15 protein-coding genes, 1 tRNA gene and 1 pseudogene are annotated in these 14,015 nt (G+C 69.1%); 12 read left to right on the forward strand and 5 right to left on the reverse strand.

Annotation, left to right across the window (positions count from 1 at the left end):
* Positions 1 to 1,254 (reverse strand): L,D-transpeptidase (locus DLJ47_RS00500; protein ID WP_109898146.1); only part of this gene is annotated, 1,254 nt, incomplete at its 3' end.
* A 186-nt stretch (positions 1,255 to 1,440) separates the two neighbouring features.
* On the opposite strand from DLJ47_RS00500, the gene DLJ47_RS00505 reads away from it, so the two are divergent.
* The 3 genes from DLJ47_RS00505 (at position 1,441) to DLJ47_RS00515 (ending at position 3,563) form a co-directional block, all read left to right on the forward strand.
* Positions 1,441 to 1,516, forward strand: a tRNA-Lys gene (locus DLJ47_RS00505).
* Positions 1,517 to 1,786: 270 nt separating this feature from the next.
* Positions 1,787 to 2,278 (forward strand): hypothetical protein, encoded by a 492-nt coding sequence (locus DLJ47_RS00510; RefSeq protein WP_233257587.1) that lies wholly within the window; start codon positions 1,787 to 1,789, stop codon positions 2,276 to 2,278.
* Positions 2,279 to 2,765: 487 nt separating this feature from the next.
* Positions 2,766 to 3,563: a DeoR family transcriptional regulator gene (locus DLJ47_RS00515; protein ID WP_199235635.1), complete on the forward strand. Its 798-nt coding sequence runs from the start codon at positions 2,766 to 2,768 to the stop codon at positions 3,561 to 3,563.
* 38 nt (positions 3,564 to 3,601) lie between these two features.
* On the opposite strand, the gene DLJ47_RS00520 is transcribed toward DLJ47_RS00515, so the two are convergent.
* Both DLJ47_RS00520 and DLJ47_RS00525 read right to left on the reverse strand, forming a co-directional pair.
* Positions 3,602 to 4,177 carry a flavoprotein gene (locus tag DLJ47_RS00520; protein ID WP_109898147.1) on the reverse strand — a complete coding sequence of 192 codons (576 nt, stop codon included), beginning with the start codon at positions 4,175 to 4,177 and terminating at the stop codon, positions 3,602 to 3,604.
* Positions 4,174 to 5,520, reverse strand: a complete 1,347-nt coding sequence (locus DLJ47_RS00525; protein WP_109898148.1) for a hypothetical protein — start codon at positions 5,518 to 5,520, stop codon at positions 4,174 to 4,176. The genes DLJ47_RS00520 and DLJ47_RS00525 overlap by 4 nt, the downstream gene beginning before the upstream one ends.
* 421 nt (positions 5,521 to 5,941) lie before the next feature.
* Here DLJ47_RS00525 and amcA (DLJ47_RS36100) point away from each other — a divergent pair, with 421 nt between their 5' ends.
* From amcA (DLJ47_RS36100) to DLJ47_RS00545, 5 genes are read left to right on the forward strand one after another with little or no spacing between them, the layout of a single operon-like run.
* On the forward strand, positions 5,942 to 6,109 hold the full coding sequence (gene amcA / locus DLJ47_RS36100; protein ID WP_199235636.1) for a multiple cyclophane-containing RiPP AmcA: 168 nt from the start codon (positions 5,942 to 5,944) through the stop codon (positions 6,107 to 6,109).
* A complete protein-coding gene (locus tag DLJ47_RS00530) occupies positions 6,106 to 6,453 on the forward strand; it encodes a hypothetical protein (RefSeq protein WP_109898149.1) in 348 nt (115 codons plus the stop codon). The genes amcA (DLJ47_RS36100) and DLJ47_RS00530 overlap by 4 nt, the downstream gene beginning before the upstream one ends.
* Positions 6,450 to 7,586, forward strand: a complete 1,137-nt coding sequence (gene amcB, locus DLJ47_RS00535) for a cyclophane-forming radical SAM peptide maturase AmcB (protein WP_109898150.1) — start codon at positions 6,450 to 6,452, stop codon at positions 7,584 to 7,586. The genes DLJ47_RS00530 and amcB overlap by 4 nt, the downstream gene beginning before the upstream one ends.
* On the forward strand, positions 7,583 to 7,765 hold the full coding sequence (gene amcA / locus DLJ47_RS00540) for a multiple cyclophane-containing RiPP AmcA (RefSeq protein ID WP_109898151.1): 183 nt from the start codon (positions 7,583 to 7,585) through the stop codon (positions 7,763 to 7,765). The genes amcB and amcA (DLJ47_RS00540) overlap by 4 nt, the downstream gene beginning before the upstream one ends.
* Positions 7,766 to 7,825: 60 nt before the next feature.
* Positions 7,826 to 8,488 (forward strand): pentapeptide repeat-containing protein, encoded by a 663-nt coding sequence (locus DLJ47_RS00545; RefSeq protein WP_109898152.1) that lies wholly within the window; start codon positions 7,826 to 7,828, stop codon positions 8,486 to 8,488.
* Positions 8,489 to 8,616: 128 nt separating this feature from the next.
* On the opposite strand, the gene DLJ47_RS00550 is transcribed toward DLJ47_RS00545, so the two are convergent.
* Both DLJ47_RS00550 and DLJ47_RS00555 read right to left on the reverse strand, forming a co-directional pair.
* Positions 8,617 to 9,273 (reverse strand): HAD family hydrolase, encoded by a 657-nt coding sequence (locus DLJ47_RS00550; RefSeq protein WP_109898153.1) that lies wholly within the window; start codon positions 9,271 to 9,273, stop codon positions 8,617 to 8,619.
* A 180-nt stretch (positions 9,274 to 9,453) separates the two neighbouring features.
* On the reverse strand, positions 9,454 to 10,053 hold the full coding sequence (locus DLJ47_RS00555; protein WP_146227985.1) for a restriction endonuclease: 600 nt from the start codon (positions 10,051 to 10,053) through the stop codon (positions 9,454 to 9,456).
* Between the two features lie 805 nt (positions 10,054 to 10,858).
* Between DLJ47_RS00555 and DLJ47_RS00560 the strand changes: the two genes are divergently transcribed.
* From DLJ47_RS00560 to DLJ47_RS00575, 4 genes and pseudogenes are all read left to right on the forward strand, one after another.
* On the forward strand, positions 10,859 to 11,743 hold the full coding sequence (locus tag DLJ47_RS00560; protein ID WP_109898155.1) for a replication-relaxation family protein: 885 nt from the start codon (positions 10,859 to 10,861) through the stop codon (positions 11,741 to 11,743).
* 390 nt (positions 11,744 to 12,133) lie between these two features.
* Positions 12,134 to 13,039 (forward strand): DUF2637 domain-containing protein, encoded by a 906-nt coding sequence (locus DLJ47_RS00565; protein ID WP_109898157.1) that lies wholly within the window; start codon positions 12,134 to 12,136, stop codon positions 13,037 to 13,039.
* A complete protein-coding gene (locus tag DLJ47_RS00570; protein ID WP_109898156.1) occupies positions 13,036 to 13,458 on the forward strand; it encodes a helix-turn-helix transcriptional regulator in 423 nt (140 codons plus the stop codon). The genes DLJ47_RS00565 and DLJ47_RS00570 overlap by 4 nt, the downstream gene beginning before the upstream one ends.
* Positions 13,455 to 13,896 (forward strand): annotated as a pseudogene (locus DLJ47_RS00575) (site-specific integrase); the annotation flags it as partial. The gene DLJ47_RS00570 and the pseudogene DLJ47_RS00575, both read left to right, overlap by 4 nt.
* Between the last annotated feature and the right edge of the window lie 119 nt (positions 13,897 to 14,015).

The following is a 14,015-nucleotide window of genomic DNA, read 5'->3' on the forward strand; positions in this document are numbered from 1 at the left end:
ACGGTGGGCGGCGCCGCCGTCGGGGACCGGGAGGGCGCTGCCCTTGACGAACTCCGACCAGCTCACGCTCCAGGCCGTCCATCCGTTGCCGGGGGCCAGCCGTCGCTCGGTGCCCTTGATGGTGATCGGATCGCCGATCTTCGTCTTGCCGAACAGCCACCGGGCGTTGGCCGTCGAGACGTTCACGCAGCCGTGCGAGACGTTCTGCCGGCCCTGCACGTGCTCCGACCAGGGGGCGGCGTGGATGTACTCGCCACCCCAGGTGAGCCGCTGCGCGAAGTCGATCTCGGTGACGTAGCGGTTCGCCGGATCGGGGTCGTCGCGGGTGTCGAAGACGGTCGACTCCTTCTTCTCCATCACCACCATGGTGCCGCTGGAGGAGGGGGTCTTCCGCTTGCCCAGGCTGACCGGCAGGGTGCGGACCAGTTGGCCGTCCTCGTACACCCGCATCTGCTTGTCGGCGTTGTCGACCTTCATCTCGAACGCCCGGCCGATCTTGGCGGTGGCCTTCCGGTCGACGTTGCCGTACCGGCCGTTGCTCAGCGGGATCCCGGCCAGCGCGATCCGCACGGTGAGCGTGGTGCCCGGCTTCCAGTACTCCGGCGCCCGGTAGTAGGCCTGGGTGCCGTTGTCGACCCAGTGCCACGCGCCCGGCTGCGGCGGGTCGGTGCTGACGAACATCCGCTTCTGCACCGCGGCCCGGTCCTTCTTCGGGATGCCCGGGTGGAACTCGGCGACCACCGGCATCGCCACGCCGTAGGTCTTGTCGTCGAAGAGGTAGAGCCCGGAGCTGATCATCGACCTGGGCTTGGCCATCGTGGTGAACGTGCTGGTGCCCTGGCTGGTCTGACCATCTGCCCCGGTCGCGGTGACGGTGGCGGTGTAGCGGGTGCCCCACTTCAACGGCGCCGAGGGCACCCAGGCGGAGCCGTCGGTGCGCAGCTTGCCGTCGACCTGCTTGCCGTCCGCGGTGGTCAGCGTGACGCTGGACACCTTTCCGCCGTCCGGCAGCTTGGCGCCGATCTCCGAGCTGACCGGCCGGTTCTTCGCCCCGTCGGCCGGGCTGACCGACAGCGCCGGGCCGGTCGGGACGGCCGGAGTCGACGGATCGGCCGAGGCGCCGGCGCTGGCGCTCGGCGCCGCCCCGTCCACGAATTCGGCCTTCTTCGGACCGTCGCCGCAACCCGTCAGAGCCAGCGATGCCACCAGGCCGAGGGCTCCCACCATCGCCCCGGCCCGCGCGAACCTGCCCATCCCCACCTCTGTTCTCGCGTACCTGGCGGACATCGTGCCGCATCGGCGGCGCTCCCCTGGTCCCGCTGGCCATACGCCGGGGGTGTTTGTCGCTTTCGCGGCTTAAGCTCGACCGAAGGGGGGAGCCCGGGATCGGATTGGAACCCGGCTTCGGGGGCGTGCTAATGTTCTCCCCGTTGCCAGCGAGCGCCGCTAGCTCAACTGGCAGAGCAGCGGACTCTTAATCCGCGGGTTCGGGGTTCGAGTCCCTGGCGGCGCACCAGCAATCAAGGCTCCGACCTGGCTTTTCACGCCGGGTCGGGGCCTTTTTCGTTTCCCCGCCGATGGCCGGGTGCTCGGGAGCGGTTGGACGGCTCCGGCAGGCCATGGACGCGGTGCCGTGACCGTGGACACAAGCTACCCAACCGCGCGTGGCCGGCGGCCGGGGTGCTGGTCGAGACGTGGCCCGTCCGTGGGGTTCTCATGGCCGATCTTGGCTCTGGCTCCTTTGCGGGGCGTGGCGTCCTGTGGATCATGCGGGAAGATCCATGCCGTGGATGTCCCTGAGCTTCTTCGTCGAGCTGCCTGTCATGTGCCCGCGGTCGTGACGGGTGAGGCTGGCACGACGGTGGCCGATGCGAACGAGTACCTCGACCATGATGAGTGGGAAGTCGCGCTGGACATCCTCGTGGAACTTGGCGACGCGTTTAGCTCCGAGATCGCCTTCTGGGATCTACTCGCGGCGGCTGCCCGGATGATGTGGCTCCCCCGGACCGAGCGGTGGTGCCACTGGCGTCGCTTCGAAGTCGTACACGGGGTGGTTCGCGCCGACCTTCAGCTCGTCGGCTCGGGCGTCTCCGGCGGCAGGCGGACTCCCATTCCCGGCGACGGGCGCCTCCGTCCGCTGTGGGACATCGGCGATGTGACGGCGGCGGGCGACCCGGACCTGTACGTCGCGCGGCTCTGGGTCGAGGCGCAGCCGGATCTTCAGCCTGGCGGGAGTGCGGTGGTCCGCTTGGCTCCGCTCAGCCCGCAGCGGTGGTGACGTCTGGTGCCCGGCGAAGTGATCACGATGCACGAACAGAGGCCGGTGGCCGGGACCGCGACCATCGTCGAGTCAGCGTTCCCGTTGACGACGTGTGACGGAGGGTGACGGCGGGTGGGTCAAGCCAATCTCGGCGTTGACCTGATCGCCGGCGGTTTGCTCCGTCCGCCAGGCTGCCGGCTCTGAAGCAGGCCTGCCCCTAGAGATCAACTGCGCGCTGTCCGCTATGCGCCTTGTAGGCGCTGTTGTGCTCGTCCCTTCGGATGATTCGGTGAACAGTGATCTTCAAAATCCGCCCTAACCCCACGATTAGAAGGGTGCGGGCGCTCGGCGGGGTGCGCCAACGCTGCTTCGGCGTTCCGTAGCCCTCCGGCGCCGGGTGTGGATGGTCCTGGTGGCCGTTCGCGACGACGGGTCTTACATCACGTTGCGTGACGAGCGATGGAAATGGCTATGAGCGGTTGATGTTCGGCAGGATCATCGGGACATGGGTGACCATGTGGCCGTGCGGCGGCTGTCGCCGCGGCGGTGGCGGATCCTGTCGTTCCTGGCGCAGCACGGTTCGGCGTCGACGCTGGACGTGGCACTGGTCTGTGACGTATCGCGGCTGACGGCTCACCGGGACCTGGTCTGGCTGCACGAGGCGGCGCTGGTGCACCGCGAGCGCTCGGACGAGGACCGCACCCACACTTGGTGGTACGAGGCCACAGCCAAAGGGGCCGAGGCGCTTCGCGGAAACCTGGTGGCCTTGGGATGGCGGGTGCCCCTGCAACTGGGCCGTCGGCCTCCAAGTATGGCCGGCGGCATGCTATTCCTGCCGTTGGTCGAGGTGTCGCGGCGGAATCCGGGGCGCTGTGAGCTGTTCCAGTGGCTGGCGACCATGGAGACCTCGGCATGGCTGCGCCAGCACGACCTGGCGCACCTCCGCGCCGACGGCTCCGGCGTCTGGCTGGAGGACGGCCGGTGCCTGCGGTTCCTTGTGCACGTCGATCGCGGTCCGGTAGGCGACGCCATCGCCGAGCGGGAGAAGCGGACGTCGGGACTGAGTGGACTGTTGACCGGCTACCGGCGTACCGATCGGGCGGTGCCGGTCGGGGCGGTGTTGATCATCGCTCAGGACGCCGAGCGGGAAGAGCGACTGCTGGCCGACCTGGTTCGCGATCCGTTACGACCGCAGATTGCGGTGACCAACAGGGAGATGCTGTATCGGCATTGGCCCAATGATCAGGTGTGGAGGCTGGCCGAGGGCGGCATCGCCCGGCGGCTGGCCGACCTCGGGGCCTGATTCGCCTCATGTCTCCGATGCTGTGATACACGTTGGAGTCAGCTGCGATGAGTGCTGCCGGCCGGCACCTCGCCGGCCAGCCGGGTCGCCGCTTCGAACGCCGTCGCCCAAGGGAATGCCCTCTGGCGGCTGTTGCCGCTGCCGGGCGGGTGCGGCTCCCATCCGTCGTCGGTCCCGAGAAGGACCCGGACGTGCTCCCCACGGAGGTCCGCCACGGCACGTTGGAAGGGGGCCCGGGCGGCCAGGGCGGCGTTGACGAACGGGACGACCACGGTCGGCACCTGCCGGCCGATCAGCTCGGCGATCGTGGTCATCGCGTAGTTGTCGGCGATGCCGAGGGCGATCTTGTTGACGGAGTTGTAGGTGGCGGGGGCGATGATGAGCGCGTCCGCGGCGGGGAGCGAGCGCCGGGCGCCGGGGGACGACCGGTAGGTGGAACGGACAGGGTGCCCGGTCAGCCGCTCTATCGCATCCGCGTCGATGAACTCAAGGGCGCTGGGGGTGGCCGCGACGGCCGTTGTCCAGGACTTTTGCGTCGCGGCGGTGATCAGTTGTGTCACGTCGGCGGCGGGCCCGGCAGCGCACACGACGATTTGCAGGTGGTTGCCAGTCATACGTGGATTCCAGCTTGCTGGGCGAAGTGCATGACGTCGGTGCGGACGTGCCCGCGGGTGAGGACTGCCAGGTCGCTGGCGATGCCCTGCACCGCTGGTCGGAACCGGATCTCCTGTGGGGCCACCTCATACGCGCTGCGTAGCGCGTTCAGGCCGTGCTCGTAGCGACCCCATTGCGTATAGGCGCGTGCCACGTCGACGAACAGGGAGGCCTTGCGTTCGGCGAGGTCGATACTGTCCAGCGGCACCTTGCGGGCGAGAGCAATCGCGGTGCCGGCGTCGCCCAGGGCCAGCGCGATGTTGACGCGGTGCAGCAGGACGTTTGTGGCACCGAACCCGGTCCACCGGTCGTTGCCGTCGTAGCCGAGTCGTCCTGCGGCGTGGGAGGCCTCGTCGAGCATGGCTTGTGCGCTGTCTCGGTTGTCGTCACGGGCTGCGGCGATAGCACCGCGCAGCAGCAGCGCGCCGTAGATGGCGACCGCGTCGGTCGAGGCGAGCCGGGTGCCACGATGAAGGATCTCGGCCGCGTCTTCGGCAAGCTGCCGTGCCTGATTGCTGTGGCCGTTGCTCATAAGAGCATGGGTCATGATCCGCGCGCTGGCGGCCATCGCGACCGGGTCTTGACTGATTGAGGCGGCGCGGGTGCTGCGTTCAGCGGCAACCAGAGCCATGCCCTTGTCACCGACCTTGAGCAGCACGCTGCCGACGACGTGGTACAGGTCGCTCGCCAGGGCGTCGACCTGCGCTCGCTGCTCGCCCTCGGCCTCCGCGCGAGTCGGTTCCAGGGCGGGCAACAGGGCCACGAGCCCGGCGAGAACCTGCTCGTACCGGCAGGCCTGGTAGTCAGTCTTGGCTGCGGCGACGTCTCGAGCGAACTGCCGGAGCGGTAGGGCAACTGGCTCGGTGTTTCGGAAGGGTGGTGCGACCAGTGCGTTGAGCAGCGCCGCGACGTTCGGCAGGGTCATGCCGCTGATCGTCACGCCTGTCAGGAGGTTTCTGCGCCGCACGTCGCCGTCCGAGTCGATGTCGTGAATGCTGCCTTCGCCAGTATGGATGTGCGTGGCGGTGACGGGCGGCGTCGCGGGATCCGCAAGTGCACCGTTGGTACCTGTTCCCAGCAGTGCTTCGAAGCGTTCGCGAACGTCGGGGGTCGCACGCGTCAGCACGGTGTCCAGGGCTGCCTGCATGTCGGCACGCAGACGGACCTTGTCGCCCTGACTGCTCCATTTGGCCACCGTCCGACGGGCCGCGCCCAAGTGCTCGGCGAAGCCGGTAACGCTCATCCGCAACGCTTGGCGCAGTGCGTTTGCTTCCCGGCCGGTCCAGGTCGTCACCGCGGCCATCGCACGTCCTTCCCGTGACGACAGTTGTCAGCCGGACGATCGTAACGGCACTCGGCGTGCTTGCAGGTGCACCGTGAGTGCACCGCCAGGACATCCCCATCGGCGCGCCTGCCGAGCGAACCTGATCGTGCCGGTGCGCTGCTCCTGGGGAGTAGGCGACCGGCGCGCAATCGCAGCCTCGCGCCAGGGAGTTCGATATGAACGACGGGATCACTGGACGGCACGGGTATGCCCCGGAACGTCGGCCGGCCCCATCGTGTAACGCCCCTCTACGCGTGCGGCTGGGGCCTCGCCTGCGTACTGCCATGGGGGCTGCGTGGGTGAGTGATCGGCGGACTACTCCCAGCCGCCGCGGTGCGGCGGTGGGCTCGCCTTTCCCCCGGCGAGCCCACCGCTCGCCGGCTCGGCTGGGAGTGTCGGAATGACGGTGTACGTCTCGATCAATGCGCGGGCCGACCAGTCCTGGCGACCTGAGACCATTGCGCACGTGCCCGCGCGGCGGCAGGCGCGGCCTGTTGATCCGCCGTTGCTCACCCACGTCTGGCGTCGGCTATTCGAGCAGCAGGCCCGAGAAGGCGATCGCCGATGACCAGGGAGCAGCCACACGTTTCGGCCCTTCGGGTCGCGCCCGCACCGGTGGAGCATCTGCCGTTGCGCCCGCTGTGGCTGTGCCGCCGGTGCGGACAGCCGTGGCCCTGCGGGGCGGCGAAACTCGCTCTCCTCGCCGAGTACCAGGACAGCATGGTGAGCCTGTTCCTCTACCTGGCCAGCTGCCTGCACGACGCGATCGACGATCTGCACCGGCTCAACCCCAGCGAGACGGGCAGCGCCGCCGACATGTTCGACCGGTTCCTCGGCTGGCCCGCCCGGCACACCCGCGCCTACCGGGTCATCACGATCGGGGTCACCCAAGGCGAGGAGACGTCACTGTGAACGGCATCGGCGTCATCAAAGCGAACGGTCAGCCGGCGATCGCGAGCACCTTCCACACCCTGGTCGTGCAGCCGACCAGCTTCTGCAACCTCTCCTGCACCTACTGCTACCTGCCCGACCGCAGATCCCGCCGCCTGATGAGCGATGCGGTGGCGAAGGGGTGCGCCGAGTCGATCGCGCAGCAGAACAGCAGTCATCCGGTGAGCGTCGTATGGCATGGGGGCGAACCCACCGCCACACCCATCGGCCTGTTTCGGGATCTGCTGGCCCCGTTCGAGGAGCTGCGGCGTGCGGGGATGGTGCGTCATGAGATCCAGGCGAACGCCACGCTGATCAACCGACAGTGGTGCGAGCTGTTCAGCACTTATGGGTTCGAGGTCGGGGTCAGCATTGACGGACCAGGCGCGTTGAACCGTAACCGCCTCGACTGGGCCGGCAGCCGGACGGACACCCGAACCCTGCACGGTATGCAGGCCTTGGCCGACGCCGGTTTGAAGTATTCGGTGATCTGCGTCGTCACACCGGAAACCATCGACCACGCGGACGCCCTCGTCGACTTCTTCACCGGCCTGCCCGGCTGCGAGTCGGTGGGCTTCAACATCGAAGAGCAGGAGGGCGCCGACCGGGCGGCGGTGCCGGAGGACGCTGCTTACCGGTTCTGGCAGCACCTCATTAAGCGCCGCGTCGGCGGCAACCCGCTGCGGATTCGCGACGTGGACCGGCTGGCCGACTATGTCGCCGCCACCCGCGCTGGGCACGTCGACCATGCCCCGTACGAGCCGATCCCGACCGTCTCTTGGGATGGGCAGGTGGTGCTGCTGTCACCGGAGCTGCTAGGCATCACCGACCCGCGATACGGCGACTTCATCGCCGGCAACGTCCTCGGCGAGCCGATCCCCGCCATGCTTGCCCGCGCGGGTGACCTGCGCTACGTCGCCGAATTCGTTACCGCGCTCAACGACTGCGCCGATCACTGCGCCTTCTACGAGTTCTGCCGGGGCGCCCAGGCCGGCAACCGCTACTTCGAGCACGGGACGTTTGCCGCTCGCGAGACCACCTACTGCCGCAACACCCGGCAAGCCCTCGTCCGCGCCGCTGCGGACCACCTCACCCCTCAAGGAGGAGCACCATGACCAACGCCCTGGCGACCCTCGTCAACGCTGCACCCGAACAGCTCATCCGCCTCGGCGTCGATCCCGATCGGTCGGTAGCGTCGATCGACGCGGCGAAGTTCGACAACCGGCCCACCTGGGACAACCGGGGGAAGTTCGACAGCCGGCCCGGCTGGGACAACTGGAACAAGAAGAAGTAGCCCCGCCACGGAATGCGCGGGGTGGCATGCCCACCCCGCGCCTACACAGGTTGAGGACATATGCGCACCACGACAGTTGGCGACGTCAAGATCCTGCTGCCGGACCTCGACCCGGATGACCTCGACAGCACCAGCGACCTGGCCGACGACCTCACCGAGGCCATCGTCGACGGCGCCTCCCGGCGCGGTGCGCAGCTTGAGGGAACTAGCATCCGCAGCAGCCTGATCACCGGTGGCGACCTCAGCGAGAGCACCTGGGAAGCCGGCAGTCTCTACGGCTGCGAGATCACCCGCACCGACTTCTCCGGTGCGACCCTGACCGGCACCACCATCGAGCGATGCGCGATCACCGGCTCACGGTTCACCGGCACCAGACTCACCGACGTCCGGCTCAAGGAGGTCCTGTTCGACGGGTGCCGCTTCGACTACTCCGCCCTCCAACGCGTTACCGCCGCCGGCTCGGTTGCCTTCACCGACTGCATCCTCGCCAACGCCACCTGGTCCTCCTGCCGGCTGCCTGGCCTAGCTCTGCGGTCCTGCGACCTCGCTGGCCTGGAACTGGACTCCTGCCACCTCGACGGCACCGACCTGCGCGGCAGCCGCCTCCAAGGGCTCAAGGCACCCCTCGAGAATCTGCAGGGCGTCACCCTCGGCGAGGACCAACTGCCTGACCTCACCCAGCTGGCCATCCACGCCCTAGGCCTCACCGTCCGCAACGACTGACTTCGAGGGGGCACGGCACCGTGGCCGCTGACGCCGTTGCCACCGACAGCCCCGAACACAGCCCTCGTCTGCGCCCGGGAACCTCGGCTCGGGTAAGAGCAGCATCGCCCCGGGCTACTACGTTGCAGCTAAGCCGCTGACTCGTTGTGCTTGCGTACCAGTTCGGGCAGCTCAGCCAGCGAGTCGAGCCGGAACAGACAGCGCTCGCTGACCGCCCTGTCATCGAGCATGTGCCCCCAAGGGCCGCGCCGCACCAGCGCGGGCACGATCCCGGCCTCTTGTGCGGGCCGGATGTCGTTGTCCAGCCGGTCCCCGACGTACAGCACCTGATCGGAGGGGCAGCCCGCCTCCGCGGCGACGCGGTCGAAGAACGCCGCCGATGGCTTCTCCACGCCCCAGCCGTCCGACGTGCCGATCACGTCCACCGGCAGGTCCAAAGCGCGCAGGATCGTCTCTGCCCGTGCGGTCTGGTTTCCGGCCAGGCCGACCTGCACGCCCAACTCGCGCAGCGCGGCCAGGCACGGCCGAGCATCCGGGTACAGGTTCTCCTCGGAGAAGTGCTCCGGCTGGCCAACCGCAGCTCGGCGCTTCCGCTCCTCGGCCAGGTCGAACCCCGGCCGGAAGACCTGGAACGTCTCCCGGTAGTCCAGGCCGCGAGCGATCACCGCCCCGAAGACCGCCGAGAAGGTGTGCCGGGGTACGCCCAGCCAGTCCGCCCAGGTCCCGTACTCCCGGGACTCGTCGACGATCGTCTCGCCCACGTCGAAGAACACGCTCGCGATCACCCTGCGATTGTGCCCTCCTTGCCCAAAGTGATCAACACGGGTGATGGCCGGCGAGGTTACCACAGGGTCAACGGTGTCTGGAGCTTCTGGTTCGGGCTGATCCTCATGATCATCTTCTTGTCATGGTGCACAAGTCTCGCTGACCCACCAGCCCGGCGCCGGCGCTTCCGCGGGCTTGGCTCAGTGCTCCAGATGGAGCGCCTGTGTGCTGACCCACCGGGCCAGCGCTGGCCGGTCCACCAGCATGATGCGGCAGCGCAGCGCCACATCCCGCGCCTGCGCGGTCGGGCGGCCGGTGGTCACCAACAGCGCGACGTCAGCGCGGTGGATCTCGCGGGCCGTCCCGGCGAACCGCTGGACGTGTGGGCTTCCCAGGTTGCCCTTGTACCGCTTGCACTGGACCACCACCCGGCGCCCGCACGGTGACTGCCCGATCACGTCGGCGCCCATGTCGCCGGAGCCCCCGGAGACCGTGACGTTGCGGTATCCGCTGGCGCGCATCAGCCGCGCGACGAACTGCTCGAACTCCGGCCCAGACATGTGGTCGGTGACCGCCACGTTGCGCTCGTGCTCGGCCAACTGCCGCTCGCCTGCCCACCGTAAGTACACCCAGGCGCTCAGGCCGGCGAGCGCGGCGAGCACGACCAGGGAGGCAATGACCGGGTGCTCGCGCACGACCTGAACCACGGCCGACACGGCGAGCAGGCCCCCGCCGATCGCGGCGAGCGTCACCCCGTCGCTGCGCTTGCCCCGGCGCCGCCGATTCTTGCGTCGAGCCACTTCAACCTCCCCAGATCAACTGTGGGCTAGAAGGCGCGCACAGAATGTAGCGGCGGGGTGCGACAAGAGTCTGTCCACGCCGGACGGACCAGGCAGAGCCCACCGGCCGCCAGCGCTTCCCCAAACCCATTCCCGGCCGCTTCCAAAATTCCAGCGCTCGTATCGGCGCAGGTCAGCGCTTTAGCAACGGGGTGCTGCAGCAGGTCGGCGTACACGTGTCCCGCGCTGCGGCCCTGGGCGCGACCCGTGGATCGGGCAGGTCCAGTCGCCGCAGCGCCGAGGTCAACCAGCCCCAGTCCACGTTCAGCCGGCGACGCTACGGCCCCGGCAACCCGGCGCGGAGGGCGCTGAACTCATCCGCAGTGCCGGCCCGGTAGTGGGCCGGCACGTTCCTTGACATCTCCAGAGCGGATCGCGCCTGCTCGCCCTCCGTGAGTTGCCGGGCGCTGGTTCGGCCGCGCGCCCCGGTCTTCCGGCAGGCAGCGCGGCGTACCGCCGCAGGTGCCGCACCGGCGGCGACCACTTCTTCAACACCACAGAGGAGTTCCCTTGTTCTCCCCACGTCTCTCCGCTGCCAGGGTCGCTGACGGTGACAGATTCCGGCTTGACCTCCGTTCGGGGGTCGGGCTTGACGTCCCCGTCGGGGTCAGTCTTCAGCCGGATCCCCGAACGGACCCCCTGTTCCTTCTCACACCGCAGGTCAGCCCGTCTGTCAGCGCTGGAGCCTTGTCCTGCGACAGACCCTGCCTGGTCTCGGGTCTCTCCCCCTGGGGAGCAGCATCCGTGTCGAGGGAGGTGGTGGTTGGTGGATGATCCGGTTCTGCGGGTTCAGTCGCAGCTGACCGATCGGGATCGGGTGCTGCTGGGCTGGCTGTACGACCACGGTGTGTTGCCGTCGTTCCAGATCGCCCAGGCGCTGTTCTCGTCGCTGGACTTCTGCCAGCGGCGCCTGCGCACTTTGTATCGGCTGCGCCTGGTGGCCCGGTTCCGGCCACAGCGCGCCGACGGGGGCTCGTATCCGTATCACTACGTCATCGACCAGCTCGGCGCCGAGGTCGTCGCCGCCAGCCGGGACGAGCGGCCACCCCGGCGTGACCACGCCCGCGTGGAGCGGCGACGCTGGACCTCAAGTCGGAGCCTGGCGCACCGGCTCGGGGTGAACGGCTTCTTCACCGAACTGGCTGGCTATGCCCGCACCAATCCCAGAGCAGAGCTGGTCGACTGGTTGTCGGAGGCGGCGTGCCAGCGTTCTGGCACGTTTACTCGGCTTGAGGATCCGGGCCTGGTACGGGCGTACCAGCCGCGGGTGCGCCCGGACGGTTACGGCCTCTGGACCGAGAGCGGCGTCATGGTCCCGTTCTTCGTCGAGTACGACACCGGTCGCGAGCAGCTCGCGGTGCTGACCGGCAAGCTGGCCAGCTACCGGGAGCTGTTCGCCAAGATTGGGCGGGCGTGGCCGGTGCTGTTCTGGCTGCACTCCGCCGCCCGAGAGGCCAACCTGCGCCGCCTACTCGCCGACACGCCACCACAGGTGCCCGTCGCTACCGGCGCCCGCGACTACGCCGCCACGGCGGGCCTGTGTCCCGCTGAGGCGGTCTGGGCCGTCCCCGGCGGGGGAGGGCAGCGGCAGCGGCTGGCCGACCTGGCCTCGTACGTCGTTGACGTCGGACGGGCGGGTGAGGCGGCGTGATACCCGGCAGCGGCAAGACGGCCGCGGACAGTACCTCGCGCTCGCGGGAGACAGCAAGACCGGGCCACTCTCACCGGTCTGTCAGCGCCCGGTCAGCTGTGCCCGACAGATCGGTGAGAGTGCCGGTCCCTTCCGGCAGCGACAGGGCGGAGGTATCGTCGCGCGCCCACCGCGGACGGTCCGCGACAGGCTGCTGGTCCCCGTCCGCCGCCAAGGTCCCGGACGACCACGCCCGGACCGTCCGCGTACCGTTCCGGCCCTACAGAGGTGGCGGACGAGCCTTCGCCGCAGCCCGGTCCGGGGAGGTGGTCCGCCACGACGGCATCGGTTCCTGACCCGAACGCTGGTTTGCGCAGCAGCCGCATCGAGGGCGGCGTCCAGATCGTGATCATGCTGGCGATTGGTGGGGCGGCGGGAGCGGCCAGCTTCACCCACGTCCACAACGTCGCCGCCGCCCACGGCCAACCGGGCTGGCTGGCCTGGGCCGACGCGATCGTCCTGGAGCTGATGTCCATCGCCTCCGGCCTGGAGTTGCGCCGCCGCAAACGCGCCCACACCCCGACGGTGTTCCCCGCGAGCGTGCTGGCCTGCGCGGTCACGCTGTCTCTCGCCGCGCAGGTCGTGGAGGCCGAGCCGTCACCGATCGGCTGGATCGCCGCGGCCGTACCCGCTCTCGGCTTCCTTGTCATGGTCAAGGTCGCTCTCGGTTACGCCGGCACCAAGCCCTCAACCAACGCCGCCCGGACCGCACACCATCTGCCGGACCAGCCCACGCAAACCGCGCCCCAGAGCGGACCCGCCGAGAGGACGCGGTCCGCCGGGACGGCGGGGAAGCGGTCCAGCGCGCGGACCGTCCGCGGGCTGGACGCCGGCCATCAGCCAGACGACCGGGATCGCCGTCGCCGCGAAGTAGGCAGGGGACGGTCCGCGCAGCACTCCGGCGACGTGGCCAAGCTGCTGGCGGCGGCGCGACGCGTCCGCGACCAACTCATCGCGGACGGGCAGGCATTGACCCGGGCGGCGCTCGCCGAAGCCCTCCGGGGAGCCGGCTACACCGTGTCCAACACCCGGGTATCCGAACTCCTCAAGATTTTCAAAGCTGAGGCGGCCTCGGCGCCCGCGCCGCAGGCGGAGCCAACTCCACCGGTGACCCTGATGGCACAACCGCCCTCAAGTCAGCAGCAGGCGATGCACGCCAGCGCGCTGGACGGCGCGAGGCTGCCCCGACCGACGAGTCCTATCGAACCCACGCACCTCAGACATCCACCGAACGGGCAGGAGAACCCCGAATCATGAGCACCTACGTGAACCCAACTGAGCAGACCCCCGACACCACGACAGACACCACGCCCGCCACGCTTGCGCAGGTCTCCGGCGAGGTGTGGACCGTCGACCGCGTCCGCGTCCGCGCCCTCGGCGTGACGACTACCCTCGCCACGGCCGCGTCGGTTCTCGGGATCAGCCGATCCCAGGCCTACCGACTCGCCGCCACCGACGCCTTCCCCGCACCACTGATCCGCGCCGGCAGCCGCATCATCGTCCCGGTCGCCGGCCTCCTCCACCTCCTTCTGCTCGACGACCCGGCTCCGGCCGGCGGCAGCCGGCGACTTGATCCCGACGCGAAGGTGAGCGTGGATGCGACGACCCCGCCACCAGCGGATTCCACCCATCACCGCTGGCGGCACCGTACGGAGCACCCAGGAGACGATGAGTGAAGGGATCCACCTTCAAACGCTGCGGCTGCCGCGACACCGCCACGGGCCGGCGACTGGGACGCTCCTGTCCCCAGCTTCGCCGGCCCGGCGGCGGCTGGTCCCGCAACCACGGCCAATGGCACTGGCAGATCGAACTCCCCGCCAGCGCAGACGGCATCCGCCGCCCGCTACGCCACGGGCCCTACACGACTCAGGCCGAGGCCGACGCCGTCCTGGGCCGCATCCGGGCTGCGCTCGCCGTCCCGGACCCCACCGACTCGCACGTCACGGTCAAGACCGGCGACCTCATCGAAACCGCCGTCAAGACCGGCGCCCCCATCCCCACCCCGGATCAGATCCGCCGGGCGCTGCACCTGGACATCACCCCCACCGAACTACCAACCATGGAGGCGTACCTGACCGACTGGCTCGCCGGACGCAAGAACATCAACCCGGGTTCCGCAGTTCGTAGACACATGAGCTCGGTCCGTCTCGGGTTTGTGCTGGTTACGGGCCTGCGGTTGGCCGGGATCCGGTGTACGGGGTCGAAAGTGTGGTAACACGACTGGAAGGCTTTC

Origin of the sequence: Micromonospora sp. S4605 (assembly GCF_003176715.1) — a bacterium.
In the GTDB taxonomy this organism is placed as follows: domain Bacteria; phylum Actinomycetota; class Actinomycetes; order Mycobacteriales; family Micromonosporaceae; genus Micromonospora; species Micromonospora echinaurantiaca.

What these genes read in the sequence shown, in the direction of transcription:
- DLJ47_RS00515 (WP_199235635.1), top strand. Translation starts at nt 2,766, where the DNA reads ATGGGTGACCATGTGGCCGTGCGGCGGCTGTCGCCGCGGCGGTGGCGG.
- DLJ47_RS00520 (WP_109898147.1), bottom strand. Translation starts at nt 4,177, where the DNA reads ATGACTGGCAACCACCTGCAAATCGTCGTGTGCGCTGCCGGGCCCGCC.
- DLJ47_RS00525 (WP_109898148.1), bottom strand. Translation starts at nt 5,520, where the DNA reads ATGGCCGCGGTGACGACCTGGACCGGCCGGGAAGCAAACGCACTGCGC.
- amcA (WP_199235636.1), top strand. Translation starts at nt 5,942, where the DNA reads ATGACGGTGTACGTCTCGATCAATGCGCGGGCCGACCAGTCCTGGCGA.
- DLJ47_RS00530 (WP_109898149.1), top strand. Translation starts at nt 6,106, where the DNA reads ATGACCAGGGAGCAGCCACACGTTTCGGCCCTTCGGGTCGCGCCCGCA.
- amcA (WP_109898151.1), top strand. Translation starts at nt 7,583, where the DNA reads ATGACCAACGCCCTGGCGACCCTCGTCAACGCTGCACCCGAACAGCTC.
- DLJ47_RS00545 (WP_109898152.1), top strand. Translation starts at nt 7,826, where the DNA reads ATGCGCACCACGACAGTTGGCGACGTCAAGATCCTGCTGCCGGACCTC.
- DLJ47_RS00565 (WP_109898157.1), top strand. Translation starts at nt 12,134, where the DNA reads ATGCTGGCGATTGGTGGGGCGGCGGGAGCGGCCAGCTTCACCCACGTC.
- DLJ47_RS00570 (WP_109898156.1), top strand. Translation starts at nt 13,036, where the DNA reads ATGAGCACCTACGTGAACCCAACTGAGCAGACCCCCGACACCACGACA.